At 69.7% G+C, this 26428-nt stretch carries 27 protein-coding genes; 20 read left to right on the forward strand and 7 right to left on the reverse strand.

The features are described from left to right. Positions 1-80: 80 nt before the first annotated feature. The 5 genes from ABZU75_RS34370 to ABZU75_RS34390 form a co-directional block, all read right to left on the reverse strand. Positions 81-1085 (reverse strand): methyltransferase, encoded by a 1005-nt coding sequence (locus tag ABZU75_RS34370; protein ID WP_355563535.1) that lies wholly within the window; start codon positions 1083-1085, stop codon positions 81-83. Positions 1086-1215: 130 nt separating this feature from the next. Next, positions 1216-1998 carry an ABC transporter ATP-binding protein gene (locus tag ABZU75_RS34375; RefSeq protein ID WP_350923981.1) on the reverse strand — a complete coding sequence of 261 codons (783 nt, stop codon included), beginning with the start codon at positions 1996-1998 and terminating at the stop codon, positions 1216-1218. A 9-nt stretch (positions 1999-2007) separates the two neighbouring features. Then, a complete protein-coding gene (locus ABZU75_RS34380) occupies positions 2008-2799 on the reverse strand; it encodes an ABC transporter permease (RefSeq protein WP_355563538.1) in 792 nt (263 codons plus the stop codon). Next, on the reverse strand, positions 2799-3587 hold the full coding sequence (locus tag ABZU75_RS34385) for an ABC transporter permease (RefSeq protein WP_350923985.1): 789 nt from the start codon (positions 3585-3587) through the stop codon (positions 2799-2801). Before ABZU75_RS34385 ends, ABZU75_RS34380 begins: the two co-directional genes overlap by 1 nt. Further along, positions 3584-4570 carry an ABC transporter substrate-binding protein gene (locus ABZU75_RS34390; RefSeq protein WP_350923987.1) on the reverse strand — a complete coding sequence of 329 codons (987 nt, stop codon included), beginning with the start codon at positions 4568-4570 and terminating at the stop codon, positions 3584-3586. The genes ABZU75_RS34385 and ABZU75_RS34390 overlap by 4 nt, the downstream gene beginning before the upstream one ends. Positions 4571-5247: 677 nt before the next feature. Here ABZU75_RS34390 and ABZU75_RS34395 point away from each other — a divergent pair. From ABZU75_RS34395 to dprA, 17 genes are all read left to right on the forward strand, one after another. After that, the gene (locus ABZU75_RS34395; protein ID WP_355563543.1) at positions 5248-8250 is read left to right on the forward strand and encodes a nitrate- and nitrite sensing domain-containing protein; all 3003 of its coding nucleotides are present in this window, start codon (positions 5248-5250) and stop codon (positions 8248-8250) included. A gap of 43 nt (positions 8251-8293) precedes the next feature. Then, entirely contained in the window at positions 8294-8707 is a 414-nt protein-coding gene (locus ABZU75_RS34400) for a roadblock/LC7 domain-containing protein (RefSeq protein ID WP_326646986.1), read from the forward strand. A gap of 126 nt (positions 8708-8833) precedes the next feature. Further along, positions 8834-9190, forward strand: coding sequence for a DUF742 domain-containing protein (locus tag ABZU75_RS34405; protein WP_343972076.1), 357 nt, complete (start codon positions 8834-8836; stop codon positions 9188-9190). After that, positions 9171-9764 (forward strand): ATP/GTP-binding protein, encoded by a 594-nt coding sequence (locus tag ABZU75_RS34410; RefSeq protein ID WP_350923991.1) that lies wholly within the window; start codon positions 9171-9173, stop codon positions 9762-9764. The genes ABZU75_RS34405 and ABZU75_RS34410 overlap by 20 nt, the downstream gene beginning before the upstream one ends. Before the next feature lie 85 nt (positions 9765-9849). After that, entirely contained in the window at positions 9850-11409 is a 1560-nt protein-coding gene (gene ffh, locus ABZU75_RS34415; protein ID WP_355563546.1) for a signal recognition particle protein, read from the forward strand. Positions 11410-12220: 811 nt separating this feature from the next. Continuing rightward, positions 12221-12688: a 30S ribosomal protein S16 gene (rpsP, locus tag ABZU75_RS34420; protein ID WP_355563549.1), complete on the forward strand. Its 468-nt coding sequence runs from the start codon at positions 12221-12223 to the stop codon at positions 12686-12688. 1 nt (position 12689) lies between these two features. Then, complete coding sequence (locus ABZU75_RS34425; protein WP_030906210.1) at positions 12690-12932, forward strand: RNA-binding protein; 243 nt, start codon at positions 12690-12692, stop codon at positions 12930-12932. 93 nt (positions 12933-13025) lie between these two features. Further along, the gene (gene rimM / locus ABZU75_RS34430) at positions 13026-13541 is read left to right on the forward strand and encodes a ribosome maturation factor RimM (RefSeq protein WP_350923999.1); all 516 of its coding nucleotides are present in this window, start codon (positions 13026-13028) and stop codon (positions 13539-13541) included. A 1-nt stretch (position 13542) separates the two neighbouring features. Then, positions 13543-14334, forward strand: coding sequence for a tRNA (guanosine(37)-N1)-methyltransferase TrmD (gene trmD / locus ABZU75_RS34435; protein ID WP_355563554.1), 792 nt, complete (start codon positions 13543-13545; stop codon positions 14332-14334). 274 nt (positions 14335-14608) lie between these two features. After that, positions 14609-14962 carry a 50S ribosomal protein L19 gene (gene rplS, locus ABZU75_RS34440; protein ID WP_350924003.1) on the forward strand — a complete coding sequence of 118 codons (354 nt, stop codon included), beginning with the start codon at positions 14609-14611 and terminating at the stop codon, positions 14960-14962. A gap of 155 nt (positions 14963-15117) precedes the next feature. Then, complete coding sequence (lepB, locus tag ABZU75_RS34445; protein WP_355563557.1) at positions 15118-15984, forward strand: signal peptidase I; 867 nt, start codon at positions 15118-15120, stop codon at positions 15982-15984. A 9-nt stretch (positions 15985-15993) separates the two neighbouring features. Beyond that, the gene (gene lepB / locus ABZU75_RS34450; protein ID WP_355563560.1) at positions 15994-16587 is read left to right on the forward strand and encodes a signal peptidase I; all 594 of its coding nucleotides are present in this window, start codon (positions 15994-15996) and stop codon (positions 16585-16587) included. A gap of 64 nt (positions 16588-16651) precedes the next feature. After that, positions 16652-17380 carry a ribonuclease HII gene (locus ABZU75_RS34455; RefSeq protein WP_355563563.1) on the forward strand — a complete coding sequence of 243 codons (729 nt, stop codon included), beginning with the start codon at positions 16652-16654 and terminating at the stop codon, positions 17378-17380. Continuing rightward, positions 17377-17700, forward strand: a complete 324-nt coding sequence (locus ABZU75_RS34460; RefSeq protein WP_030511723.1) for a DUF2469 domain-containing protein — start codon at positions 17377-17379, stop codon at positions 17698-17700. Before ABZU75_RS34455 ends, ABZU75_RS34460 begins: the two co-directional genes overlap by 4 nt. Before the next feature lie 166 nt (positions 17701-17866). Further along, positions 17867-18220 carry a YraN family protein gene (locus ABZU75_RS34465; protein ID WP_350924013.1) on the forward strand — a complete coding sequence of 118 codons (354 nt, stop codon included), beginning with the start codon at positions 17867-17869 and terminating at the stop codon, positions 18218-18220. A gap of 62 nt (positions 18221-18282) precedes the next feature. Beyond that, positions 18283-19890, forward strand: a complete 1608-nt coding sequence (locus ABZU75_RS34470) for a YifB family Mg chelatase-like AAA ATPase (protein WP_355563568.1) — start codon at positions 18283-18285, stop codon at positions 19888-19890. Further along, on the forward strand, positions 19887-21215 hold the full coding sequence (gene dprA / locus ABZU75_RS34475) for a DNA-processing protein DprA (RefSeq protein WP_355563572.1): 1329 nt from the start codon (positions 19887-19889) through the stop codon (positions 21213-21215). The genes ABZU75_RS34470 and dprA overlap by 4 nt, the downstream gene beginning before the upstream one ends. A 92-nt stretch (positions 21216-21307) precedes the next feature. Here dprA and ABZU75_RS34480 read toward each other — a convergent pair whose 3' ends face one another. Next, positions 21308-21934: a M23 family metallopeptidase gene (locus ABZU75_RS34480; protein ID WP_355563575.1), complete on the reverse strand. Its 627-nt coding sequence runs from the start codon at positions 21932-21934 to the stop codon at positions 21308-21310. An 86-nt stretch (positions 21935-22020) separates the two neighbouring features. On the opposite strand from ABZU75_RS34480, the gene ABZU75_RS34485 reads away from it, so the two are divergent. Next, positions 22021-23373, forward strand: a complete 1353-nt coding sequence (locus tag ABZU75_RS34485) for a CoA transferase (protein ID WP_355563578.1) — start codon at positions 22021-22023, stop codon at positions 23371-23373. 23 nt (positions 23374-23396) lie between these two features. On the opposite strand, the gene ABZU75_RS34490 is transcribed toward ABZU75_RS34485, so the two are convergent. After that, positions 23397-24644 carry an MFS transporter gene (locus tag ABZU75_RS34490; protein WP_355563581.1) on the reverse strand — a complete coding sequence of 416 codons (1248 nt, stop codon included), beginning with the start codon at positions 24642-24644 and terminating at the stop codon, positions 23397-23399. A gap of 103 nt (positions 24645-24747) precedes the next feature. Between ABZU75_RS34490 and ABZU75_RS34495 the strand changes: the two genes are divergently transcribed. Together ABZU75_RS34495 and rpsB are read left to right on the forward strand one after the other, a co-directional pair. After that, entirely contained in the window at positions 24748-25356 is a 609-nt protein-coding gene (locus ABZU75_RS34495) for a helix-turn-helix domain-containing protein (RefSeq protein WP_355563584.1), read from the forward strand. Positions 25357-25584: 228 nt separating this feature from the next. Further along, on the forward strand, positions 25585-26428 hold an 844-nt coding region (gene rpsB, locus ABZU75_RS34500; protein WP_355563587.1), incomplete at its 3' end, for a 30S ribosomal protein S2.

Here is a 26428-nt window from a genome sequence, read left to right on the forward strand (position 1 = left end):
GTGACGTGAGGTTCACGTCACCGGCCGCCGCTTTTTTCGCGAGCCCGATGTCGGCCTTTACACCGGCCCCATATCGGCCCCTAAATAGGCAGGGCCTCAACAATTGAGGCGCCGCCGGGCAGTTCCACCTGCCGGTTGAGCCGGAAACCGGACTTGCCCAGGAGTTCGGTGTACTCGGAGGTGCTGCGCTCCATGCCCTCGCCGAAAAGGGCGAGCATTCGCATGTCGATGTCCTTACTGATGTGCGACCTGTCGTCGTCCGGCACCACGGCCTCCACCAGGAGCACTCGGCCGTCGTCGGAGACGGCCTCCCTGACATTGCGCAGAATTCGCACCGAGTCCTCGTCGGACCAGTTGTGGATCACACTGCTCAGCAGGTAGGCGTCCGCCCCGGCGGGTACCGAGACGAAGAAGTCACCGTCCACGAATTTGCACCGGTCTTCAAGGCCGGTCTCGGCGAAGAACTCCCTGGCCGCGCTGACCACCTGTTTCTGGTCGAACAGCACCCCGTCCAGATCTGAGTGGGCCTTCAGAACGGCGGCCAGGATGTGCCCCTTGCCGCCGGCCACGTCCACCAGGGTTCGCACCCCGGAGAAGTCGTAGTGGGAGGCCACGGCGTCCGCGAACGGCCGGGCCCTGACCACCATGTAGTCGTTGAACAGCGCACCGGCCCCGGGGTTGGCCTTCAGGTAGCCGTAGAGGTGCCCGTGCCGCTCGACGAAGCCCGACCTGCCGGTGCGCACGGTCTGCGGGAGCATGCCCATGCCGTACCAGAAGCCCTCCTCGACGATCATCCGTACGGCGGAGCGGAGCGAGCCGGGCACGTCGGTGCGGAGGGTGACACCTGCCTCGGTCAGCTCGTAGGTGCCGGGCGCCGCGGTGGCGACCATGCCCATGGCGGCGAGCTCGCGGAGCACCCTGCCGAGCGCGGAGGCATCGGCGCCGCAGCGCAGTGCGAGCTCGTCAACGCTCAGGGCGCCGTCTCGCAGGTGGTCGGCGCAGCCCAGTTCGGCCATCGTGGCCAGGGCGGCGAAACGGGAGACGCCACCGATCGCATCCCATACCAGTGCCTGTGGGTCGCTCATGAAAATCCTCTCTCTGCGGCGTGCGGCCCTGAGGGGGGGACCACCACGCCCCGGCAAGCGTGCGCGCCGGACCCGCGTGCTCGGGCGGGGAGCGGTTCGGATTCCGGCAGGCGTTTTTGAAGATCGGGCCTCAGGGGGTCGAGGCCGACGGGCTCCGCATGCCGCGCACCAGGCGGCCGACCTCGGCGCGCAGGTGCACGAAGTCGGGGTGCTCGCGGGTGGTGATCTGGTCGCGCGGTCCCGGCAGGTCCACGCGCAGGTCACCGACGATCCCGGCAGGGGCCTTGGACAGGACCACGACGCGGTCACCGACGTAGACGCTCTCGTCGATGTCGTGGGTGATCAGCACGATGGTCATGTTGTGCAGGTTGCGGACCCGCAGGGTCAGGTCTTCCAGGTCCTCGCGGGTCTGGGCGTCCACGGAGCCGAAGGGCTCGTCCATCAGCAACAGGGCCGGGCGGTAGGCCAGGGCGCGGGCGATGGACACCCTCTGTTGCATGCCCCCGGAAAGTTGCCACGGGTACTTGGCCGCGGCGCTGTCCAGGCCGACCTCTTCCAGCGCCTCCATCGCCGCCTGCCCGCGCTGCCGTTTGTCCATTCCCCTGCGGCGCAGCGGGAGCGAGACGTTTTCGACCACCGACATCCAGGGGAACAGGGAGCGGCTGTAGTCCTGGAAGACCACGGCCAGGTTGTCGGGGGTCTGCTCGACCTGGGCGCCGTTGAGCGTGACCTGGCCACCACTGGGCCGGAGCAGCCCCGCGATGGAGCGCAGCAGTGTGGACTTGCCGCATCCGGAGGGGCCGACGATGCACACCAGCTCACCCTGGGCGACCTTCAGGTCGATGCCACCCAGCGCGTTGTGGGCGGTCGGTCCGCTGCCGTAGGTGTGGGACAGATTCGTGATCTCAAGCACAGCAGGTCCTCAGGTCGTCTGCTTGGCGGAGCGGTGCCAGGACAGGACACGTCGCTCGGCCGCCAGGAACGCCGAGTTGAACACGTATCCCAGGACGCCGAGCACCACGATGGTTCCCCACACGCTGGAGAAGTCGTATGACCTCTGGGCGTCCAGAAGCTGGAAGCCGATCCCGTCGGTGCTGCCGACCAGCTCGGAGAGCACCATGAGGATCAGCGCCAGTGACAGGCTGACCCGGAGTCCGGCGAAGATCTTCGGCATGGCCGAGGGCAGGATGATCCGGAACAGCCGCTCCCCGCCCGACAGCCCGAAGACCCTGGCGGTGTCCAGATGCTGGCGGTCGACCTGCCGTGCCCCCTCGGAGGCGTTGATCAGGACCGGCCAGACGATGCCGAACGCGATGAAGCTGATCTGCATCCGGGGGCCGATGGAGAACAACGCCATGAAGAACGCCAGCAGCATGGGCGGCGGGATGGCGCGGGCGAACTGGACCAGGGGGTCGATGAAACGGAAGAGCAGCGGGGAGCGGCCCAGGGCGACCCCGAGGACGATCCCGACGACCCCGGCCAGCACCCACCCGGCCAGCAGCCGGCCGATGCTCGCGGGGATGTTCGTCAGCGCCGCCTCGGTCAACCAGAGCCGTTCCGCGGGGCCGGTCAGCCACATCGTGTACATGCTGGTCGCGATCTGCGACGGCGGCGGGAAACTCAGCATCTCGATGCCGCGGGTGAGCAGCTCCCACAGCAGCAGCACGACGGGCACCGGCCACAGCCGGACCACGCCGCGCAGCAGGCCGTTCATCAGACCACCTCCGTACGGGCGGTGTGCCAGCGGAAGATCCGCCGTTCCGCGAGCACGAACAGGCTGTTGGTGACCACGCCGATGATTCCGGCCCAGATGGCGGCGGCGATGATGTACTCCACCGCGTCCGCGCTGCCGCCGCTCTCCAGGACGTAACTGCCGATGCCCTGGGCGCCGCCGCCGAGCAGCTCCGCGCTGATCGCCACGATGAGCGCGATCGCCGACGCCAGCCGGACACCGGTGGCGATGAAGGGCGCCGTGCTCGGCAGGGAGACGCGCCACAGCACGGCCGACTTCCCGAACCCGAAGCTGCGGAGGGTCTCCTTGGCGAGCGGGTCGACGTCCTTGAGGCCGTACATCGTGTTGATCAGGACGGGCCAGGTCGCCGCGTAGACGATCAGGGTGACCTTCATGTCGAACCTGTCGGAGAACACGGCGAGCGCCAGCGGGATCAGCGCGATCGACGGGATCGGGCGCAGGAACTCAAGGATCGGCCGGAGCGCGCTCTCCACCCGGGGCAGGCTGCCGAGCAGGAACCCGGCGGGCACGGCGAGCGCGACGGTGAACAGCAGTCCAAGAGCCCAGGCCCCGAGGGTCGAGGTGACGTCGGAGAGGAACTCCCCGTCGGTCACCAGCGTGGCTGCTCGACCGAGCACCGTGGAGGCCAGCGGAAACACGAGCGGGTCGATCAGCCCGGTCCGGCCCGCGACCTCCATGACGCAGAACAGCCCCGCGACGCCGAGGGCGCCGCAGAGCAGTCTGTTGTCGAGCGGGTTGCGCCGTGTCACCCGAGGTTGCCGGGAAGGATGGTCTTGGCCTGGATCGGGCTCTTCAGGTAGCCCTGCTCGACCATCAGGTCGGCGACGCGCTGCAGGCGGGTCTCGTCAAGGCTGGTGGGGAAGGAGCCGAGGGTGATGACGGCGGCGGTCGCGGCGTCGATCTTGGTGTAGGTCGGCAGGATCTGCTCGACGGCCTTGCGGTCGGTGGCGGAGATCTGCTGGGCCTTGGCGATCGCCCGCTGGAAGGCGGCGACGGTGTTGGGGTTCTCGGTGGCGAAGTTCTCCATGACGACCACGCCGGCGATGGGGAAGTCCGCCGTGGAGTCGACCATCGTGTCGGCGAGCTTCTGGGCGCCGAGGTTCTTCTGCACCGCGGTCAGGGCCGGCTCCGTCATCCAGGCCGCGTCGACGGTCTTGCTGGCCAGCTGGGCGCCCATCTCGGGGAAGGGGAACTCCAGGAACTGCACGTCGTTCTCGGTGAGGCCGTGCGTCTTGAGCACCGTGGTCACCGCCAGGGTGCCGATGTTCTTGAGGCTGTTGACCGCGATCTTCTTGCCCTTGAGGTCGGCGGGCGTCTTGATCGACGAGTCCTTGGGCACCATGATGTTGAACGAGTTCGGAGCGGCCTGGTAGAGGTCCGAGATGATCTTCATCTTGTTGCCGGCCGCGACGGCGAGGAAGGCCGAGACGTAGTTCGTCTGGGTGGCGTCCAGGGATCCGCCGACGAGGGCCTGCTGGGCCTGGGCTCCGCCGACCACCGGCTCGATGTCGACGGTGAGCCCCTCATCCTTGAAGTAGCCCTTGTCCTTGGCGATGTAGAGCGCGGCCGAGTCGGGGATCGGCAGCGCGCCGATCTTGATCTGGGTCTTCTCCAGACCGCCCGCGTTCGCGGCGGTGGTGTCAGTGGACTTGTCGGAACCTCCGCAGGCGCTCAGCACCAGGGCGGCGGCGACTCCTGCGATGACGGCCCGGCTCGCAAGTGTGAACCTCATGGGTCTCCTTAGCTGCATTAGCTGCATTTGACCGCCCCTGCCGGAACTCGCGGTAACTCATCGGGCGACATGAAGGGGGTCCCGGGAGGCATGTTGGTCAAGGGGGGGTTTGCCGACCGCGGATCAGAGTAGCGGAGTAGATCAGTCAAATTACAAATATCACCCCTTTCGCCCCTATCGCCCCGAAGCTACAAAGCAGGCATACGCCACCCAGTTGCCACATCCGTAACAATCAACAGATAGGTCCGCATAGCGGGCATAAGCAAAGATGTCAATAAATCTGTTTCGCAACTTTGTGGAAGTTTGTGGTTACAGGGCGGAGAGTCATCGCCCGGTTACGGGTGCGGTGTGCCCGTTCGGTGGGAAATGCGAGTTATGTGCTGTTGGCCGAACTCATCCGGCTGTGCTCCAATAACCCCTACCCCATGGATGCGTCGGCGTCACTAGCACATCATTGCGTGACGCGATCCCCTCCAAGCAGACGATCCGAGGAGAGGCAGCGGAGGCCAGTGAGGACAGCGTCAATCCCCAGCGAACGCGAATCCGGGCTGGCACCTGCCCTGGGATTCGACAATCAGGGGGGGCAGCCGCAGAGCGGCCCGGGTCAGGGCCCAGACGGCTCCGGCTCCGAGAGGTCTGCGAGGAACGGCGGCAAGCTCGCGCTCAAGAACTGGCGGGTGAGGTCGCGACTGATCGCGCTCATCGTCATCCCCACGGCCGCCGCGATCGTGCTGGGCGGCCTGCGGGTCACCACCTCGATCAGCAGCGCCGCCGAGTACGAGCGCGTGCGTACCACCGCCGAACTCACCGCGGGCCTGAGCAACCTGGCCGACGAGCTGCAGCTTGAGCGGGACCTGTCGGCCCGGCACGTGGCACAGGGGCGTCTGAGCACCGGCAAGTCGAATCTGCGCAAGCAGTACGAGAGCGTCGACGGCGTCGCCCGAGAGGTGCGCGCCCGCATCGACGGTGTCATCAATGACAGCGGCATCGTTGAGGCGCTCAGCACCCGGAGCAGGGACGAGCTCACGCAGATCCGCGCCCGCATCGACGAGCTCAAGAGCCTGCGTGACGCGGCGACGGCCACCCAGATGCCGGCCCAGCCCATGATCGCCGCGTACTCCCGTACCATCGCGGACCTGCTCGCCCTGCACGACGAGATCATTCAGGGCGTCGCGGACCAGGAGATCACCGCCAGCGCGGCCGCGTTCGCCGCGCTGGCCAGGGCCAAGGAACAGGCGTCCAGGGAGCGGGCGAACCTCGCCATCGCTCTCGCCGTCAGGGGGTTCAGCGCCGAAGGCCTCAACGCCACGCTGGCCGCCCGGGCGCAGTTCGACAGCGAGCTCGCGACCTTCCGCTCCGAGGCCTCGGTCGCCCAGCGCCAGCTCTACGACGACACGGTCAGCAGCCAGAAGAAGGACCGCGCGGCCGCACTGCGCGCCCGTGCCATCGTCCTGGCCCTCAACAGTCAGCCGCTGAGGAACGTCGACGTCTCCAGGACCGGACTCGGCGACCAGACGACGTGGTTCGACGCCTCCAGCGACATCGTCGAGCGCATGCGCACCGTGGAGGAGCAGGTCGCCGACACCCTCATCACGCAGAGCCGGGTCCTGCAGGAGTCGGAGCAGCGCGGAGCGCTGATCGCCGCCGGGCTGAGCGCGCTGCTGCTCATCCTCGTCCTGATCATCACCGCGGTCATGGCGCGGTCGCTGGTCAGGCCGCTGCGCAGGCTCCGTACCGAGGCGCTGTCCATCGCCGGCCAGCGTCTCCCCGAGACCGTCCAGAGCATGCGCGAGAGCGGCGAGGTCTCGACCACCGACATCACCCCGATCGGTGTCGCCTCCGACGACGAGATCGGTGAGGTGGCCCGGGCCTTCGACGAGGTCCACCGTGAGGCCGTGCGGCTGGCGGGCCAGGAGGCCACGCTGCGGAGCAACGTCAACTCGATGTTCGTCAACCTCTCCCGGCGCAGCCAGACCCTGGTGGAGCGCCAGCTCTCCCTCATCGAGAGCCTGGAGCAGGGCGAGCAGGACGAGGGCCGGCTCGGCAGCCTCTTCCGCCTCGACCACCTCGCCACCCGCATGCGCCGCAACTCGGAGAACCTCCTGGTCCTCGCCGGTCAGGAGCCCGCCCGCCGGTGGAGCCAGCCGGTCCCGCTCATCGACGTGGTCCGCGCCTCGCTGTCGGAGGTCGAGAACTACGAGCGGGTCGACCTGCAGCTGTCCGCGGGCGTGGCCGTGGCCGGAACCTCCGTCAACGACGTTGTCCACCTGATCGCGGAGCTCGTGGAGAACGCGATCTCCTTCTCCCCCCGGGAGACCAAGGTCATCGTCTCCAGCAACCGCATCGACGGTGGTGGCGTGATGGTCTCGGTGACCGACATCGGCATCGGCATGACCGCCGAGGAGCTCGCCCAGGCCAACTGGCGACTGGCCAACCCGCCGGTGGTGGACGTCTCGGTCTCCCGCCGGATGGGCCTGTTCGTGGTCGGCCGCCTTGCCCTGCGGCACGGCATCCGAGTCCAGCTCAGGCAGCAGGACAGCGGCGGCCTGACCGCCATGGTCCTGCTCCCGGAGAACCTGCTCGCCGTCACCGCCCGCCCGGGAGGCGCGCCCGGTGCCATGTCGCAGGGCGGAGACTGGGCCGGATCCACGGCCTCCATGGACCGCCCGCCCGTGCTGGCCAGCCCCGCGGCTCCCCAGATGCCGTCCTTCGCCTCGTTCGAGGCCGCCCACCAGAACTCGTTCGCCTCCTTCGACCTGGGGCAGCAGTTCAACTCCTTCGAGGCCTCGCAGCCTCCCTTCGGAGGCGGCCAGTTCGGGCAGGCACCCGTCGACACCCCGTGGCCGGGACAGCTTCCGCCGCCCGGCGCCACCCCCGGCTGGCCGGACGCCTCCCAGCCCGACCCCACCGCGTGGCATCAGGGCCAGGGCAGCCCGTCCAGAGGCGACACCGGAATGTGGTCCGGGGGACCGAGCGCGCCCGCGCGCGGTGACGCCCCCGTCTGGCCCGGCGGGCAGAGCAGGGACGGCGGGTCCGACGTCTGGTCGAGTTCCTCGTTCCGCGGCGGCGACTCCGGAGGCTGGCCGTCCACCGGCAACTCCGGTCCGTTCGGGCGGCGCCCGTTCGACGCGGCGGACAACACCGGCCCGCTGCCGGTGATCCCCGACTCCTCGCCCATGGAAGAGGCGAAGGAGGAGTTCCTGCCGATCTTCGCGGCCGTCGAGTCCGACTGGTTCAGGAAGGTCGATCCGGTCCAGGCCGCCGAGGAACGGGTCGAGGAGGTCGAACCGGCCCGGCCGGCCCAGGCCGTTCAGGAGACCGTCCAGCTCTCACAGCAGGCCGCCCCCACGCAGGGGACCGGCTGGTCGTCACCCGCCGACGTGGGCTGGCAGGCGGCCAAGGCCGCCAGCGAGCCCTCACTCGGCGGGATCACCGGTTCCGGGCTGCCCAAGCGGGTGCCCAAGGCGAACCTGGTGCCCGGCACGGCCGCGCCCGACCTGAGCGCGGCTCCCCAAACTCCCGCGCTCCGGCCGACAGTCTCCCCGGAGGCGGTGCGCAACAGGCTGGCCAGCTTCCAGCAGGGCGTACGACAGGGCCGCGCGGCCGCCAGGGGCGCCGCGGACGGACGGCCGTATCCCGACTTCGGCCGGGACGTTGAAGGAAACAAGGAGGACCGGTGAGCGAGCTCATCATGGTCGCCAAGGAGGATGACACGTGCGCGAAATGAGCCAGGCCGCCCGGGGGGTCAATTGGCTGATCACTGACTTTGTGAACAACGTCCCAGGTGTGGCGCACACAGTCGTCGTGTCGGCGGACGGTCTGCCGTTGGCGTATTCCGACGGATTTCCCAGGGACAGGGCGGACCAGCTGGCCGCGGTCGCGGCCGGCCTGATCAGCCTGACCCAGGGCGCCTCACGGGTTTTCGAAGGCGGTGCGGTCACCCAGACCGTGGTGGAGATGCAACGAGGGCTGCTCCTCATCATGTCCATCAGTGACGGTTCCTGTCTGGCGGTGCTGGCCGCCGCCGACTGTGACATGGGACTGGTGGCCTACCAGATGACGATGCTCGTCGAGCGGGCAGGCCAGGTGCTGACCCCGGCCGTCCGCGCGGAACTGCAGTCTTCCCACTCACGGTGACGGCGATGACGCTAGGAGGCTGTCGTGGCAGGCCGCGGCTGGACCGGTGAGGGCGACCCGCGCAGCGGGTTTCCCTACCATTCGATGGACGACCCCCACCGGCAACAGGGGGGTCCTTCGCATCTCATGCAGCCGGCGCCGTCGGAGCAGAGCTCCCTCGTCCGCCCGTATGCCGTGACCGGGGGGCGCACCGCCCCCCGGACCCAACTCGCCCTGGAGGCCCTGGTCTCCTCGGCGACCTCCATACATCACGATTTATCCACCCGCACCCCGGAGTATCAGGCGATCAGTGCCCTGTGCCGGCAAGTGCGTTCGGTCGCTGAGATCTCCGCGATGCTCCGCATCCCGCTCGGCGTGACCCGGATCCTGGTCGCCGACATGGCCGCCGAGGGTCTGATCCAGCTGCATCAGCCTCAGCTGGACGCGGGCAAGCCGGATCTCAACCTGCTGGAAAGGGTGCTCAGTGGACTTCGCAGGCTCTAGCCGCGGCGGCGGCCTGACATCGACGAAAATCGTCGTCGCCGGGGGATTCGGTGTCGGTAAGACCACGTTCGTGGGGGCGGTGTCGGAAATCCTGCCGCTGACCACGGAGGCGGTGATGACCGACGCCAGCGCCGGGATCGACGATCTCGGCCTCACTCCGAACAAGACCACCACCACGGTCGCGATGGACTTCGGCCGCGTCTCGCTGGACCGCGACCTGATCCTTTACCTGTTCGGCACGCCCGGCCAGCACCGGTTCTGGTTCATGTGGGACGACCTGGTCCGCGGCGCGATCGGCGCGATCGTGCTCGTCGACACCCGGCGGCTGGCCGACAGCTTCCCGGCGATCGACTACTTCGAGGAGGCCAAGCTCCCCTTCGTCGTCGCGGTCAACGGGTGGGACGGCACCTACCTGCACGGTGAGGAGGAGGTACGCGAGGCGCTGACGCTGGCGCCGCACATCCCCATCTCCAGGACCGACGCCCGCTCGCGCGACGCGGTGAAGGCCACGCTCATCACGCTTGTGGAGCACGCGCTCACCGTGCGGATGGCCGTGCCCGGTTGGGGCCGCTGACCGCGGGAGGGCGTCAGTCGCACCTCCCAGCGGATAGGCTGGGAGGTCGAGTCGCAGACCTGTAGCGCAGAGGCTGGCCAATCACGTGTTCGAGACGCTTTCCGACCGGCTGACATCGGTCTTCTCCTCCCTTCGATCCAAGGGTCGGCTCTCCGAGGCCGACATCGACGCGACCTGCCGCGAGATCCGCATCGCGCTCCTCGAGGCCGATGTCGCGCTGCCCGTGGTCAAGGCGTTCGTCGCCCAGGTCAAGGAGCGCGCCCGCGGCGCCGAGGTCTCCCAGGCGCTGAACCCGGCGCAGCAGGTCGTCAAGATCGTCAATGACGAGCTCATCGAGATCCTCGGCGGCGAGACCCGGCGGCTCCGCTATGCCAAGAACCCGCCGACCGTCGTCATGCTCGCGGGCCTGCAGGGCGCGGGCAAGACGACCCTGGCCGGCAAGCTCGCCCGCTGGCTGCGTGAGCAGAACCACACGCCGCTGCTGGTCGCCGCCGACCTCCAGCGGCCCAACGCGGTACAGCAGCTCTCGGTCGTGGCCGAGCGCGCGGGCGTCGCGGTCTACGCGCCCGAGCCGGGAAACGGCGTCGGCGACCCGGTCGCGGTGGCCCGCCAGTCGATCGACCACGCCAAGCGGCAGCAGCACGACATCGTCATCATCGACACCGCGGGCCGCCTGGGCATCGACCAGGAGCTGATGAAGCAGGCGGCGGACATCCGCGACGCGGTCTCGCCCGACGAGGTCCTGTTCGTCGTCGACGCGATGATCGGCCAGGACGCCGTCAGCACGGCCCAGGCGTTCATGGAGGGCGTCGGTTTCGACGGCGTCGTGCTGACCAAGCTCGACGGCGACGCCCGCGGCGGCGCCGCACTGTCGGTCCGCCACATCACCGGCAGGCCGATCATGTTCGCGTCCACCGGTGAGAAGCTCGAGGACTTCGACGCCTTCCACCCGGACCGGATGGCCTCCCGCATCCTCGACATGGGTGACATCCTCACCCTGATCGAGCAGGCCCAGAAGACCTTCGACGAGGCCGAGGCCGCCAAGATGGCGAGCAAGCTCACCTCGGGCGAGGGCTTCACCCTGGAGGACTTCCTCGAGCAGATGATGATGGTCCAGAAGATGGGCCCCATCAAGAACCTGCTCGGCATGATGCCCGGCATGGGGCAGATGCGTGATCAGCTCAACCAGGTGGACGACCGCGACCTCGACCGCATCGCCGCCATCATCCGCTCCATGACGCCCGCCGAGCGTCACAATCCGAAGATGATCGACGGCTCACGCCGTGCCCGTATCGCGAGGGGCTCCGGTGTGACGGTGACCGAGGTGAGCGGCCTGGTCACCCGCTTCTTCGACGCCCAGAAGATGATGAAGCGGATGGCCGGCGGCATGGGCATCCCCGGCATGCCCGGCGGTCGCAAGGGAGCCAAGGCCGCGCAGAAGAAGGCGGCCAAGGGACGCAGGGTCAGCGGTGACCCGCGCAAGGCGGCGCTCGGCAAGGCCGCCCCCGACAAGTCCGGCGAGCCCGCGGCCCCGGCGGGGAACGGCCTCCTCGGCAAGCTCGGTTCCCGGCAGCAGCTGCCTCCTGGCCTGGAGCTGCCGCCGGGCTTCGATCCCTCGAAGTTCAAGCTCCCCGGTCAGAAATGAGCGATGGACCCTTCCACGCGCGTGCCAGATGGATCTGGGTGATCATCGTCGCGGGGTTCATCCTGGTGGCCGTGCTCGAACTGCTCGGGGTACGTCCGAAGTAGTGCTCCCACCACGGCATCCCGGCCGGCGGATCGTACGGCGGGTACGCAGGCCGCGCGGGTGCTCCCGGGGGTGCGGGAATCTCCGGCGGCTGGGCGGCTCCCGGCAGGATCGGTGCCTCGGGCAGGACGGGGGCTCCGAACCGCGAGGCGGTCCCCGGCGGTTCGAGGGTCTCCGGCGGGGCGGGTGCTCCCGGCCGCGCCGGAGCCCCGGGCAGGAGCGGGGTTTGAGGAGGCGCGGACGTTCCTCGTGGGACGTGAGACGGCCAGGGGGCCCAGGGGACACCGTCGTGGCCGGTTCCCGGGGTTACGGCAGGGGACGGGGCGGACGCCGGAGGCACGTCGGCCTGACCGGCAGGGGTCGCCCTGATGGTCAGCACCGCTCCCAGCACGGTGATGGATCCGGTCGCGGTCAGCAGCAGAGATCTGAGGGTGGTTGCCACGGCGGCCATTTAGCGCAGCAGGCCGGACCCGCCGGGGGCCCGGACACACGTGGATTACCGAGATTTGCCCTCCGGCCGCCGCGGGGGATGGCCGTGGATTGGCCGGGCACCCCCGCGCGTCTGGCACAATGACATGTTGGAACATCGTGACACGTGGTTGCCCTCTCACTCCCGCGTGCCATGCCTGTCCCTCGATCGGTCCTCTCCTCGTGCCCCACTCGATGAGACACCGCTCACCCACGCTCTAATGCAGGAGAGACCACACCAGTGGCAGTCAAGATCAAGCTCAAGCGGCTCGGCATGATCCGCAACCCGCAGTACCGCATCGTCATCGCCGACAGCCGCACCAAGCGTGACGGCCGGGCGATCGAGGAGATCGGCCTCTACCACCCGAAGGAGAACCCCTCGCGCATCGAGGTCAACTCCGAGCGGGCGGCCTACTGGCTGGGTGTCGGCGCGCAGCCGACCGAGCCCGTCCTCAAGCTCCTCAAGCTCACCGGCGACTGGCAGAAGTTCAAGGGCGAGTCGGCTCCGGCTCCGCTCCTGGTCGCCGAGCCCAAGGCCGACCGCCACGCCGTCTACGAGGCCGCGGCCAAGGAGGCGCTGTCTCTGGAAGCCGCCATCACGCCGAAGAAGTCGACCCGCAAGGCGGCTCCCAAGGCTGAAGAGGCCCCCGCCGAGGCCCCGGCTGAGCCCACCGCGGCCGCCGAGGAGAAGCCGGAAGGCGAGGCCTGAGGTGCTTGAGGAGGCCCTCGAGCACCTGGTGAAGGGCATCGTCGAATATCCCGACGACGTCCAGGTTCACGCTCGCCGCATCCGCAGCGGGCGTGTGCTTGAGGTCCGGGTGCATCCCGAGGACCTCGGTAAGGTCATCGGCCGCGGTGGCCGTACGGCCAAGGCGCTTCGCACGGTCGTGAACGCCCTCGGCGACGGCAAGTACGTCCGGGTCGATCTGCTCGACCTGAACGAGGCCCGCTAGCCGCCGGACGCGTCCAATCGAGCGAACGGGCCACCCGCCCAGCGCGGGTGGCCCGTCTGCTTTCCACCGGCACCACTATGTGAGGAGGCGGGCGTGCAGCTCGTCGTAGGGCGGATCGGCCGCCCGCACGGACTCCGCGGAGACGTGTCCGTGGAGGTGCGCACCGACGAGCCTGACAGGCGCTTCGCCCCGGGCACCGCCCTGGCCACCGACCCCGCCTCGGCCGGCCCGCTGGTCGTCGAGTCCCGCCGCTGGCATTCGGGCATCCTGCTGGTCAGGTTCGAGGGTGTGAGCGACCGCGACCACGCGGAGGAACTCCGCGGCACCATGCTCGTCATCGACTCGGCGGACATCCCGCCGTCCGACGATCCCGACGAGTTCTACGATCACCAGCTCATCGGCCTCGCCGTGGTCAAGCCCGACGGCGAGCGGGTGGGCGAGGTGTCCGACGTGCTCCACCACGGCCAGGACCTGCTCGTCGTACGGCGTGGGAAGGCGGAGGTCTACGTGCCGTTCGTCAAGGCGCTGGTCCCGGTGATCGACCTTGAGAAGGGCATCCTCGTGGTGGACGCCCCGGCGGGACTGCTCGATCCGGACGAGATCGTCTGACATGCGCGTCGACGTCATCTCGATCTTCCCCGAGTACTTCGCCCCCCTCGACGTCTCCCTCATCGGCAAGGCCCGCGAGCGTGGCATCCTCGACGTCCGTCTCCACCAGCTCCGCGACCACGCCCACGACGTGCACCGCACGGTGGACGACACACCCTACGGGGGTGGCCCCGGCATGGTCATGAAGCCCGAGCCCTGGGGAGAGGCCCTCGACGAGGTCCTCGCCGCGGACCCCGTGGCCCTGCCGCGGATGATCGTGCCGACTCCCAGCGGTGTGCCCTTCACCCAGAAGCTGGCGATGGAGTACGCCGCCGAGCCCTGGCTGCTGTTCACCCCGGCCCGCTACGAGGGCATCGACTCCAGGGTGATGGCCGAGTACGGCGCGCGCATGCGCGTGGACGAGGTCAGCATCGGGGACTACGTGCTCGCCGGAGGCGAGGTGGCCGTGCTGGTGATGATCGAGGCCATCGGGCGGCTGCTGCCGGGTGTGCTCGGCAACGTCCACTCGGCCGTGGACGACTCCTTCGCGCCCGGCGCGATGGAGAACCTTCTCGAAGGTCCCGTCTACACCAAGCCGCCCGAGTGGCGGGGGCACGAGGTGCCGGAGATCCTGCTCTCCGGGCATCACGGAAAGATCGCCCGGTGGCGGCGGGACCAGGCACTGCGCCGTACCGCGAGAAACCGGCCCGAACTGCTGGCGGCGCTCACCCCGCAGAGCCTGGACAAGCACGACAGGCAGCTCCTGTCCGAGCTCGACCAGCCCGGGACCGGCTCTGTCGGCCCGGCTCCCTGACCGGTTCCGTCCCCTGAGCGGCAGCCGATGCGGAGGCCGGCCCGGCCGCCCTGACCGGCTGATTTCCGGTCGGTCGGGAAAATATGGCAGACTGAAGCGTTGTCGCCGACTGCCTTCCCGGCCCCCAGGCCGGTCTCGCCGCGGCGCACGCGCCGCCGGGTAGACGGTTCCGGCTCCGAGACACAGTCCATTTCAGCACGCGTGTCCATCACGACGCCGCTCCGTCGCGGCCGGATGGACCTCCGGGTGCGTTTAAAAATGAGGTACCACTGCCATGCACACGCTGATCAGCGAGCTCGAGAAGTCCGCGCTCCGCACCGACATCCCGAACTTCCGGCCCGGTGACACGCTCGAGGTTCACGTCCGGGTCATTGAGGGCAGCAGGTCCCGTGTCCAGGTCTTCAAGGGCTTCGTCCTCCGCCGCCAGGGCGGTGGCGCCCGCGAGACCTTCACGGTTCGCAAGGTCAGCTACAGCGTCGGCGTCGAGCGTACCTTCCCGGTGCACAGCCCGGTCATCGAGAAGATCGTCCTCGTGACCCGTGGCGACGTCCGCCGGGCCAAGCTCTACTACATGCGTGACCTGCGCGGCAAGGCCGCCCGTATCCGCGAGAAGCGCGAGGCCCGCTAGGCGCGCGGTAGTCGCCGCCCTGGCCCGCGTCCTCTTTTCCGGGGAGCGGGCCAGTCGCATGTAAGGAGGTTTGACCTCCTATGGCAATACGCATGGCTATGCGGTACCCCGTCACTCGACCACTTGGTGCCGCCCATCATCTAGGCTCGTCAGCGATGACTAGCGAAGACCGGGAGTACGGCGCAGTCTCGCGTCGACCTGTCGAGGACGAGGTGGACGTGGTCGCCGAAGACACCCAGAAGAACGCCAAGAGCGACAAGGGCAAGAAGAAGGGCTCCTTCTGGAAGGAGCTGCCTGTTCTGATCGTCGTGGCGGTGGTGCTCGCTCTCATAATCAAGACCTTCGTGATCCAGGCGTTCTACATTCCTTCGGAGTCGATGGAGAACACCCTCCTCACGAACGACCGGGTCCTGGTCAACAAGCTCGTCTACCGCGTCCGGGACATCGAACGCGGCGACGTGGTGGTGTTCTCCGGGGTCGACTCCTGGGATCCCGAGATCGACCTTGAGGAGCCGTCCAACCCGGTCGCGGGGTTCTTCCGCTGGGTCGGAACCGCCTTCGGCGTGGTCCCCGGCGAGAAGGACTACATCAAGCGGGTCATCGGCGTCGGTGGCGACACGGTGAAGTGCTGCGACGCCCAGGGCCGGGTGACGGTCAACGGGGTCCCCCTCGACGAGGACTACCTCTACCCGGGTGACGTGCCGTCCCAGAAGTTCTTCGAGGCCAAGGTCCCCGAGGGCCGCCTGTGGGTGATGGGCGACCACCGGTTGGTCTCCCTCGACTCCCGCTCCCACCTGGGCGATCCCGGTGGCGGGACGATCTCGGTGGACAAGGTGATCGGCCGGGCCTTCGTGATCGTGTGGCCGTTCTCCAGGGCCACGACCATTCCCATTCCCGACACCTTCGGTCAACCGGCTCTCAAAGCCGCCGCGGCCGTGGGAGGCGCGGCCCCGTTCCTCGCGGGCTTCGCAGGCGCCGTGCCGCTGGTGCTGTGGCGTCGTCGCCGGCTTTCAAGGCGGTAGCCGGACCTCATGACCGTGGAACCCGAGGCTGACAAGAACAAGAAGTCCGGTAAGGGCGGCAACCTGCGCGAGTCGCTGTTCCTGCTGGTGTGCGGGGTGGTGGTGGCGCTGCTGTTGCAGGCCTTCGTCTTCCAGTCGTTCTGGATCCCGTCGGAGTCGATGGAGAACACCCTTCAGGTGGGTGACCGGGTGGTCGTCAACAAGCTGCACGGCGACGCCGAGCGTGGCGACATCGTGGTTTTCAAGGGCTGGAACGACGAGGACACCATCAAACGGGTCATCGCGGTCGGTGGTGACACGGTGAAGTGCTGCGACGCCAAGAAGCGGATCACGGTCAACGGAGTGCCGCTCGAAGAGGGCTCCTACCTGTACCCCGGCGACTTCCCCTCGGGGGACGCGTTCGAGAAGGTGGTCCCCGCCGGGAGACTGTGGGTCATGGGCGACCACCGCACCGCCTCCGCCGACTCGCGCGCCCACGAGGAGCGGAAGGAGGAGGGCACGATCTCCGAGGACGACGTCGTCGGCCGTGCGGTGGCGATCTACTGGCCGTTCTCCAGGGCCACGATCCTTTCGAGGCCGGAGAGCTTTCTCAAGGTGAGATAGCGGTACCGAATGCACCGGAGGGGGCGTACTCTCTGGTCATGGTCGCTGTGTCACCCGAGGTGTCATGACGGTTGCGTTTCGCCCCAGGCCCAGCGTGGTCCGGCGCGATTTAGGGCTGTACGGCTACGAGCGGGCCCTTGACCGCCGCGGGCTCGGTCCCGTGGCGGGGGTCGACGAGGCGGGCCGTGGCGCCTGTGCCGGGCCTCTGGTGGTCGCCGCCGTGGTGCTGGGCGGCCGGATCGACGGCCTGGGTGATTCCAAGCAGCTGACGGCCTCCCGCCGTGAGTCGCTGTACGAGCGGATCACGGCGACCGCGGAGGCGGTGAGTGTGATGGTGATCCCGCCGGGTGAGATCGACGCCCGTGGCCTGCACAGATCCAACATCGACGGAATGCGCAGGGCCGTGGCACGACTTCCCCGTCAGCCCGGCTACGTTCTCACCGACGGGTTTCCCGTTCCCGGGTTGCCCATGCCGTCATTGGGGGTGTGGAAGGGAGATCAGGTCGCGGCCTGCATCGCGGCGGCCTCGATCGTGGCCAAGGTGACGCGGGACGAGATGATGGTCGCGTTGCACGAACGTCATCCCCGGTACGGATTCGCCGTGCACAAGGGGTATGGCACCGTCGATCATCGCAGGGCTCTCAGCACCTACGGTCCGTGTCCGGACCACCGCTTCTCGTTCTCGACGGTGGCACGGTCAGGAGCGGGCGAGGTGATGGGTGAGAATGAACTGGGGGCCGGTGCGTCTGATCGGGCGGGCCGGGGTGTGCGTTTAACAGGAGGACCGGTATGAGCGCAGAGGATCTCGAGAAGTACGAAACCGAGATGGAGCTGCAGCTTTACCGTGAGTACCGCGACGTTGTCGGCCTGTTCACATACGTCGTGGAGACTGAGCGGCGCTTCTATCTCACCAACTCCGTCGATCTCGACGTGCGGACCGCCGAGAACGGCGACGTGTTCTTCGACGTGAAGATGCAGGACGCCTGGGTCTGGGACATGTACCGGCCCGCGAGGTTCGTCAAGAACGTCCGCGTGGTGACCTTCAAGGACGTGAACGTCGAGGAACTCGCCAAACCCGATCTGGAGATGCCGAAGGAGGGCTTCTCCTCCTGAGGGGCTTTGCGGCTTTTTGACCATTGCTGAGCTGCGAGAACGCTGTCCGCGGGCCGGGGCGTCGTCCACAGGCGCGCCTGGTGTCCGGCCGGTTGTCCACAGAGTCCCGTTCGGCTCGTCGGGGGCGCGGTGAGCTGAGCGAAGGTCGGGAACCGGAGGTGGTTCCATGGCCGCGAAAGATGAGCTCGGCAGGTACGGCGAACAGGTCGCCGTCGACTATCTGCTCGCGCACGACCTGCAGATCCTGGATCGCAACTGGCGATGCCCGGACGGGGAGATCGACGTCGTCGCCCGAGAGGGGCGCACGCTCGTCGCGGTGGAGGTGAAGACCCGCTCCGGCCGCCGTCACGGCACCGCCTTCGAGGCGGTCACCGATGCGAAGATCGCGCGCCTGCGCATGCTCGTGGCCAGATGGGTCGCCGAGCACCAGGAGGGGTTCGACGCGATCCGCGTCGACGTCGTCGCCCTTGAGCGGTTCGCCGGGGATTTCGCCATCCGCCACGAGCGGGGGGTGTGCTGATGTCTCCTGGCCTGTCCTGGATCATTCGCTCCCCACATCCCACCCCGCGGGAGGTGAGGTGAGTGGCCGTCGCACGCACGCGCTGCGTCGCCCTGGTCGGGGTGACCGGCCGTCTCGTCGAGATCGAGGCCGACATCGGCAGCGGTGTCGCGGGTCTGCACCTGATCGGAATGCTGGACACCGCGCTGAGCGAAGCCCGCGACCGGGTCCGCTCCGCCCTGGTCAACAGCCGGTACGCGTGGCCCGACGCCCGGATCACCGTCAGCCTGTTTCCCGCCAGCCTGCCCAAGCGGGGCAGCCTCTTCGACCTGGCGATCGCGATGGCCCTGCTCGCGGCGGCCGGATTCGTGCCCGCGGCCAGGGTCGCCGAGCCGTTCTTCCTGGGTGAGCTGGGGCTCGACGGCTCGGTGCGGCCGGTGAGGGGCGTTCTCCCCGCGGTGCTGGCGGCCGTCGCCGCGGGTGCCCGCACCGTCGTCGTCCCCGCGCGCAACGCCGCCGAGGCGGGTCTCGTGCCGGGCGTGACCGTGATCCCCGCGACCACCCTGGGCGCGCTGGTGAGCGGGCTGCGAAGCGGCGAGCTGCCGGGAGGCGTCCTGGACTGCGCCGGAGATCCCGGTCACCGGGCCGCGCGCCCGCTTCCGTCGGGATGTCCCGACGAGGCCGTCCCCGGGCACGACCTGGGAGACAGTGCCGCCGGTGGCGCCGAGGACGGTCCCGACCTGGGAGACGTCGCCGGGCAACCCGTCGCCCGCCGCGCGCTGGAGGTCTGCGCCGCCGGTGGTCACAACCTCTGGATGCTCGGTCCTCCCGGCACCGGCAAGACCATGCTCGCCGAGCGGCTGCCGACCCTGCTGCCGGCCCTGGAGTGGGATCAGGCCCTGGAGGTGACCGCCATACACTCGGTCGCCGGAGTGCTGCCCAGGGACCGCCCGCTGCTGGTCCGCCCGCCGTTCGTGGCGCCACACCACACCGCGACCGTCGCGTCCGTCATCGGTGGGGGCAGCGGGATGATCCGCCCTGGTGCGGTCTCGCTGGCCCACCGGGGAGTGCTCTTTCTCGATGAGGCCCCCGAGTTCTCGACGACCGTTCTCGACGCGCTCAGGCAGCCGCTCGAATCGGGCCGGGTGACGGTCTCCAGGGCGCTGGGGGCGGTGACCTTTCCCGCCAGGTTCGCGCTGGTGCTGGCGGCCAACAGGTGCCCGTGCGCGCGGCCCTCCACCCCCAAGGATCCGTGCGCGTGCGCTCCCGCCGCCCGCCGTCGCTATCTCGCCAGGCTCTCCGGCCCGCTGCTCGACCGGGTGGACGTCAAGGTCAGCCTCTTCAGGTCGACCCGGCGTGAACTCCTCGCCGACCGCCGCTTCATCGAGCCCAGCAGGGTGGTGGCGGAGCGGGTGCTGCTCGCCCGTGAGCGCGCCGCCAAGCGGTTCGCGAACACACCGTGGCGCTGCAACGCGGAGATGCCCGCCCGCGCCCTCCATGCCGAATACCGGCCGCCGCCCGCGGCGATGTCACCGCTGCTCCGGCATCTCGACAGCGGCCTGCTGAGCGCCCGGGGTCTTGACCGGATCATCAAACTGGCCTGGACCCTGGCCGATCTCGCCGGCAAGGACCGGCCGGAGCCGCACGAGACCAACTCCGCCCTCGGGCTGTGGCTGGGGGAGGAACGTTGAACGACAGGCTCGCGCGGCTCACCCTGATGCGCCTGGCCGAACCGGGTGACACCGCGATGGGCGCGCTCGTCGCCCTACGCGGTCCACAGGCCGCCGTCGTCCTGGTCCGGGAGGGCGCCACGGACGCGGATTTCACCCGATGGTTCGCCGACACCCACGGCCGCCCGGCTGGAGGCCCCGGTCCCTGCGACGGGGGCTCCGGTCCGTACGGCGGGAATCTGTACGACAGGGGCCCGGACCGGCGTGGGGGAGGGGCCGGCGCGTCCGATGGTGTCTCAGCCGGTGCCTCAGGGGCGGGCGGTGGCAGGAGGGCCGGGTGGGACGGACGGCTCGCGGGCAGGTTCGACCGGATGGTCGCGTCCTGGGCGGCCCGGCTGAAGACGGCCGACCCCGGGCGTGATCTGGCCGAGGGCGAGCGGATAGGCGCCAGGCTGGTGATTCCCGGCGACGCCGAGTGGCCGAGCCAGCTGGATGACCTGGGAGACTCCCGGCCCCATGCGCTCTGGCTGCACGGCGACGCCGACCTGCGATTCTCCTGCCTCAGGTCCGTCGCGGTCGTCGGTTCCCGGGCCGCCACGCCATATGGCACGCACGTGGCGGCGGAGCTCGGGGCGGGGCTGAGCGAGAGGGGATGGGGGGTCGTCTCCGGCGGCGCCTACGGCATCGACGGTGCCGCCCACCGTGGTGCGCTCGCCGGTGAGGCACCGACGGTCGTCGTGCTCGCCTGTGGCGCCGACGTCGCCTATCCCAGCGCGCACCAGCAACTGTTCGCGGCCGTTCGGGCGCAGGGGGTGCTGGTCAGCGAATGTCCCATGGGTGCGCACCCGACCCGGCCGAGGTTTCTGGTCAGGAACCGGCTCATCGCGGCCCTGTCACGGAGCACCGTGGTCGTCGAGGCCGCCGTGCGCAGCGGGGCGCTCAACACCGCCGGGCACGCGGTCGCGCTCAACCGGCAGCTGGCCGCGGTGCCGGGCCCGGTGACCTCGGATGCTTCGGCGGGGTGCCATCGGCTGATCCGCCAGGGCAAAGCCGTCTGCGTCACCGGTGCCGAGGAGGTGATCGAGCTCGCCGGAACGATGGGCGCCGACCTGGCCCCGGAGGCGCGCGGGCCGGTGCTCCCCCGTGACCGGCTCGACCCGGAGAGCAGGAAGGTCGTCGAGGCCATGCCCACCCGGATCGGCATGGGGCCGGCGACGATAGCCGTCGCCGCGGGCGTCGACCTGGAGACCGTGCTCTCCTGCCTCGGCGGCCTGGCCGCCGCGGGCTACGTCGAGCGTGTCTCTCAGGGCTGGCGTCTCCGCGCCGATCGTCCTTTCGGTGGATAGCCTTTTCCCCGGGCAGGGAGGCGGGAGGTCTGCCCGGGGAAAAGGCCGCCTCGGCATCCGTCAGGGACGAGCACCGGCGTGCCCATCGGCGATCACCGCTGCGCGGGACGGCCGGCGAGATCCCGGCCGGGCCACAGGGGGAGCAGGCGGACCTGGCCGTGACCGAGGAGGAGCAGGGGGTCGAGATAGGCGCGGTCGCGGAGCAGCCCCCAGTGCAGGCAGGCGGTGGGGCAGTGCCCGGGGACGTCCTGGAGGACGCCGATCACCTCGCCGGTGGCCACCGCCCGCCCGCGTCCCACCGAGGGCTGGACGGGCAGGTAGGTCGTCCGCAGGCCGCCGGAGTGGAGCACGGTCACCACTCCACGGTCCGCGAGTGGGCCCGCGTAGCCGACCGTTCCGGCTCCCGCGGCACGCACCTCGGCTCCGGGCGACGCGGCGAGGTCGGTGCCCCTGTGGCCGGCCAGCCACGGCTGCGCCGGTGGCGCGAACCCTCTGAGCACCCGTGGTCGCCCGGCGAGCGGCCATCCCCAGAGTGGAGGTGGAGAGGGGGCGGGCGCCTCGCCCGGACGCGTCGCCCCCGCCATGCCGAGTGCGGCCCCGCGGCCGGTTTCTCCGCCGGGGGATGCGAGAGGGGTCGCGTGGTGGGCGCCGGCTGCGGGAGTGGCCAGGATCAGCGAGCAGAGCACGGCTCGCAGTCCGATGGCGGAGAAGGGTCTCATGCCTGCGAGCATGCGGACCAGCGGTGCGGCGGATATGGGCCGAACCGGATTCTGTGGATAGGCGGCCGAGGGTGTGGAGGGATCGCGTGGCCGGAGAACGTATTCGCGAGCTGGCGGCCGAGGCGGGGGTCGAGCTGCCGCCGGTACGGGTGACCGGGGATGATCCGGTGCTGCCTTCCGTTTTCCGGGTGGGCGCCGCCGCCGCCGTCGCCGTCGGAGCCGCCACCGCGGCGGCCGCGGCGCTCGGGGGAGGCGGGCGTGAGGCGGCGGTGGACGTACGGGAGGCGGCAGCGGCCTTCAGGGACGAGCGTCACTTCAGGATCGACGGAGTCGCCGGGGAGCTGTGGGCCCCTCTCTCGGGTGACTACCGCGCCGCCGATGGCTGGGTCCGGTTGCACTGCAACTTCGATCACCACCGGGACGCGGCTCTCGCGGCGCTGGGACTTCCCCCGGCCGCGGGCAGGGACGCCGTCGTGCGCGCCTGCGCCGGCCGGGCCGCCGTCGAGGTCGAGGAGTCGGTGACGGCCGCGGGAGGATGCGCCGCGGCCATGCGCAGCCGTGCCGAATGGCGCGAGCACCCCCAGGCCCGCCAGGTCGCCAGGTCGCCGCTCGTCGGCCTGACCCGGTTCGGAGACTCCGGCGGTGGGCGGACCCGTGCCCCGAGGAGGGGAGGAGGGCGGCCGCTGGACGGGGTTCGGGTGCTCGACCTGGCCAGGGTGATCGCGGGGCCGGTGGCGACACGCACGCTGGCGGCCCACGGCGCCCAGGTGCTCAGGGTGGGCGCCGGGCACCTTCCCGAGGTGCCGGGGCTGGTGATCGGCACCGCGTTCGGCAAGCGGTCCTGTCACCTCGACCTGAGGACGACGGCCGGGAGCGCCGCGCTGCGCGACCTGGTGGCCGGGGCGGACGTGCTCGTGCAGTCCTACCGGCCGGGGGCTCTCCAATCGCTGGGGTTCGGCCCCGGGGAACTGGCGGCGATCAGGCCGGGGATCGTCTGCGTGGACGTCTCGGCGTACGGGGGAGGCGGGCCGTGGGCGCTCCGGCGCGGGTTCGACAGCCTGGTGCAGATGGCGTGCGGCATCGCGCACGAGGGTGGTGACGGATCGCGGCCGCATCCGCTTCCCGCCCAGGTCCTCGACCACGCCACCGGCTACCTGGCCGCTTTCGGGGCGATGGCCGCCCTGCTCCGCCGGTCCGCCGAGGGAGGCTCCTGGAGGGTTGAGCTCTCCCTGGCGGGGACCGCGCGATGGCTGGACGGCCTCGGCCGGATCGACGGCGCGGCCACCCCGGAGCCGGACGTCACCGATCTGATCGAGGAGATGGACAGCGCCTTCGGCCGCCTGACCTATCTCCGGCCCCCCGGCACCGTCGGTGGCGTCTCGCCGTACTGGTCGAGCCCGCCTCCGGAGAACGGCGAGCACCCGCCCGCCTGGTGGTGAGGTGGCCGCGCGGGGCATCGCGATCACCGTGTCGAAGTGCCGGCGGAGTGGCGGAGTGGGGAGAGGCCGATCCAGGCGATCGTGGTCAGCACCCCGGCCGCGGAGATCCACAGCACCGGGCGGAGCCCCAGCAGCTCGCCGAGCAGGCCACCGGCCAGGCTGCCGAGGGTGAGGACGCCCTGGATCATGAAGGACATCGTGGCGTTGACCCGGCCGCGCAGTTCGGCGGGGGTCTCGCGCAGGGTGATGGCGCCCATGCAGACGGAGAAGGCCACGATGGCCATGCCGGAGGTCACCGCGGTGGCGGACATGAGCAGGAGGCTGCGCCACGCCGGGCCGCCGGCGAGCGCCGCGACCGCGTAGTCGACGGGGAAGAGCAGGGTGGCGCAGAGCAGCATCCGGTTCTCACCGAACCGTCTGGTCAGGCGTGGCACCACGGCGGCACCGAGCAGGCCGCCGATGCCGAAGCAGGCGGTGATCGCGCCGACCAGGCCCCCGGGCAGGTCGAGCACGTTGAGCGCGTAGATCACGAACAGCGCCATGTACACGCCGCCGAAGAAGTTGATCGTCACCCCGCTGCCGCAGAGCGCGCGGAGCGCCGGGTGCCGGGCCACGGTGCCCAGGCCCTCGCGGATCTCGGTCCACATGCCGCGCGGGGGAGCGGGGGTGTGGGTTTCCGGCGCGGTGATCCTCCGGATCAGGAACGCCGAGAGCAGGAAGGACAGCGCGTCGACCAGGATCGCGAACGGCGCGGTGATCAGCTGGACGAGCAGCCCGGCGAGGCCGGGGCCGCCGACGCTCGCCACGGCGAAGGCCGACTGGAAACCCGCGAGCGCCTCGGTCCGCTGACTCTCGTGGACCACGGTGGCCAGGTGCGGGAAGTTGACCGCCCTGAAGATCACTGAGCAGGTGCCGACCACGAACGCCACCGCGATCAGCCACGGCACGGTCAGCAGCCCGGTGATCCAGGCCGCCGGGACGGTGGCCATGGCGGCGGCCGAGACCAGGTCGCAGGCGATCATGACCGGCCGGTGCCGCCTCAGCCGGTCGGCGAGGGCGCCCGCCTGGAGGCCGATCAGCAGGTAGGGCAGCGAGGTCACGGCGGTGAGCACGCCCATCTGGGTGGGGGAGGCGCCGAGCAGGACGGCGGCGGTGAGCGGCACCGCCAGCCGGGAGACCTCGGCGCCGGTCTCGGTGACGGCACGGGCGGAGAGCAGGAGCCGGTAGTCGCGCTGCCTCCTGAGCGGCACCGGCTGGAACACGGAGGTCACGTCGCCCTACGGAAACTGTGAAGGGAATGCTTCATAATTGTGAAGGTAGTCCTTCATAGTTATGAAGGCAATGTTTCATATTTGGAGTGGGTACGGTCTGCACATGACCGAGGTACGGAAGCACAGGTTCCTCACCGATCCCATGGCGATGCGCGCGCTGGCCCACCCCGCGCGGCTCGCGATCCTGAACCGGCTCCACGCCGAGGGGCCCTGCACCGCGACCGAGGTCGCCGAGGTCGTCGGGGTCACACCGAGCGCGGCCAGCTACCACCTGCGCATGCTCGCCAAGTACGGCTTCGTCGAGGACGCGCCCGCGCGCGGCGACGGCAGGGAGCGGCTGTGGCGCTCCAGCCCCGTAGGCATGAGCGTCAATCGTGACCCGGAGGACAGTCCGGATGTGCGCAGTGCCAAGGACTTCCTGATCAAGGCCCTACGGGACCAGGCGGCGGACGAGGTGACCCGGGCCATGGAGAACCTGGAGCGGGAGTCCCGGGAGTGGCGCGAGGCCACGGTGTTCAACCGCGCCGTCCTGCTGGTCGACGCCGATGAGCTGAGGCGGCTGAACGAGCAGATCGATGAGCTGCTCGCCCCCTACAAGACCACCGTCAGAGACCGGGCGGACGCTCCGTCCGGGGCTCGGATCGCCGAGGCGCAGATCAATCTCTTTCCTCGGGCTCGACGCCGGCCACACGGCCTCCCCCGTGACGCGTAAGGGGCGCTTGACGACCGAAGGTCAGGGAGAGGCCCGGTTACGGGTACAATTTTTGGTGGCCCATTCGTCATGGGCCGACTTCGCATGCCTCGTCAAGAGCCAAGATCCCTCGGTCCGGGTGAGAGCCCGGCTGGATCCGGTTCGGGGCATCAGGGCGACAGCCGCAGGTTGTCGCGGCCAACCGAGAACAGCGCCCAGAGATGGGCGCCCCGATCTGGAGGACAATCAATGTCCACCCCCGTCGTCACCATGCGACAGCTGCTCGAAAGCGGCGTGCACTTCGGCCACCAGACCCGTCGCTGGAACCCGAAGATGAAGCGCTTCATCTTCACTGAGCGCAACGGCATCTACATCATCGACCTGCAGAAGTCGCTGGCCTTCATCGACAGGGCCTACGACTTCGTCAAGGAGACCGTCGCGCACGGCGGCACGATCATGTTCATCGGCACGAAGAAGCAGGCCCAGGAGGCCATCGCCGAGCAGGCCGCCCGCGTCGGCATGCCGTACGTCAACCAGCGCTGGCTGGGCGGCATGCTCACCAACTTCTCCACCGTGCACAAGAGGCTCCAGCGCCTGAAGGAGCTGGAGGAGCTCGACTTCGACAACGTGGCCGCCTCGGGGCTCACGAAGAAGGAGCTCCTCATGCGCCGTCGTGAGAAGGAGAAGCTCGAGCGCACCCTCGGCGGAATCCGGGACATGTCCCGGATTCCCAGCGCCGTGTGGGTCGTCGACACCAAGAAGGAGCACATCGGGATCAGCGAGGCTCGCAAGCTTCACATCCCGGTCGTGGCCATCCTCGACACCAACTGTGACCCCGACGAGGTCGACTACCCGATCCCGGGTAACGACGACGCCATCCGCGCCGTCGGCCTGCTGACCCGCGTCGTCGCCGACGCCGTCGCCGCCGGTCTCATGGCCCGCGCCGGTGCGGGCCGTGGTGGCGACGACAAGCCGGCCGTCGCCGGTGGCGCCGAGCCGCTGGCCGAGTGGGAGCCGACGGCCGGTGGCAACAGGACTGCGCTCGCAAGGCTCTTTTCGCGTTTCAGGTCGCCGAGCACGCCGATGACGGTGT

This window comes from Streptosporangium sp. NPDC005286, assembly GCF_040607515.1.
GTDB lineage: Bacteria > Actinomycetota > Actinomycetes > Streptosporangiales > Streptosporangiaceae > Streptosporangium.

What these genes read in the sequence shown, in the direction of transcription:
- ABZU75_RS34370 (WP_355563535.1), bottom strand. Translation starts at nt 1,085, where the DNA reads ATGAGCGACCCACAGGCACTGGTATGGGATGCGATCGGTGGCGTCTCC.
- ABZU75_RS34380 (WP_355563538.1), bottom strand. Translation starts at nt 2,799, where the DNA reads ATGAACGGCCTGCTGCGCGGCGTGGTCCGGCTGTGGCCGGTGCCCGTC.
- ABZU75_RS34390 (WP_350923987.1), bottom strand. Translation starts at nt 4,570, where the DNA reads ATGAGGTTCACACTTGCGAGCCGGGCCGTCATCGCAGGAGTCGCCGCC.
- ABZU75_RS34400 (WP_326646986.1), top strand. Translation starts at nt 8,294, where the DNA reads ATGAGCCAGGCCGCCCGGGGGGTCAATTGGCTGATCACTGACTTTGTG.
- ABZU75_RS34405 (WP_343972076.1), top strand. Translation starts at nt 8,834, where the DNA reads ATGCAGCCGGCGCCGTCGGAGCAGAGCTCCCTCGTCCGCCCGTATGCC.
- trmD (WP_355563554.1), top strand. Translation starts at nt 13,543, where the DNA reads ATGCGCGTCGACGTCATCTCGATCTTCCCCGAGTACTTCGCCCCCCTC.
- rplS (WP_350924003.1), top strand. Translation starts at nt 14,609, where the DNA reads ATGCACACGCTGATCAGCGAGCTCGAGAAGTCCGCGCTCCGCACCGAC.
- lepB (WP_355563557.1), top strand. Translation starts at nt 15,118, where the DNA reads ATGACTAGCGAAGACCGGGAGTACGGCGCAGTCTCGCGTCGACCTGTC.
- lepB (WP_355563560.1), top strand. Translation starts at nt 15,994, where the DNA reads ATGACCGTGGAACCCGAGGCTGACAAGAACAAGAAGTCCGGTAAGGGC.
- ABZU75_RS34455 (WP_355563563.1), top strand. Translation starts at nt 16,652, where the DNA reads ATGACGGTTGCGTTTCGCCCCAGGCCCAGCGTGGTCCGGCGCGATTTA.
- ABZU75_RS34460 (WP_030511723.1), top strand. Translation starts at nt 17,377, where the DNA reads ATGAGCGCAGAGGATCTCGAGAAGTACGAAACCGAGATGGAGCTGCAG.
- ABZU75_RS34465 (WP_350924013.1), top strand. Translation starts at nt 17,867, where the DNA reads ATGGCCGCGAAAGATGAGCTCGGCAGGTACGGCGAACAGGTCGCCGTC.
- ABZU75_RS34480 (WP_355563575.1), bottom strand. Translation starts at nt 21,934, where the DNA reads ATGAGACCCTTCTCCGCCATCGGACTGCGAGCCGTGCTCTGCTCGCTG.
- ABZU75_RS34495 (WP_355563584.1), top strand. Translation starts at nt 24,748, where the DNA reads ATGACCGAGGTACGGAAGCACAGGTTCCTCACCGATCCCATGGCGATG.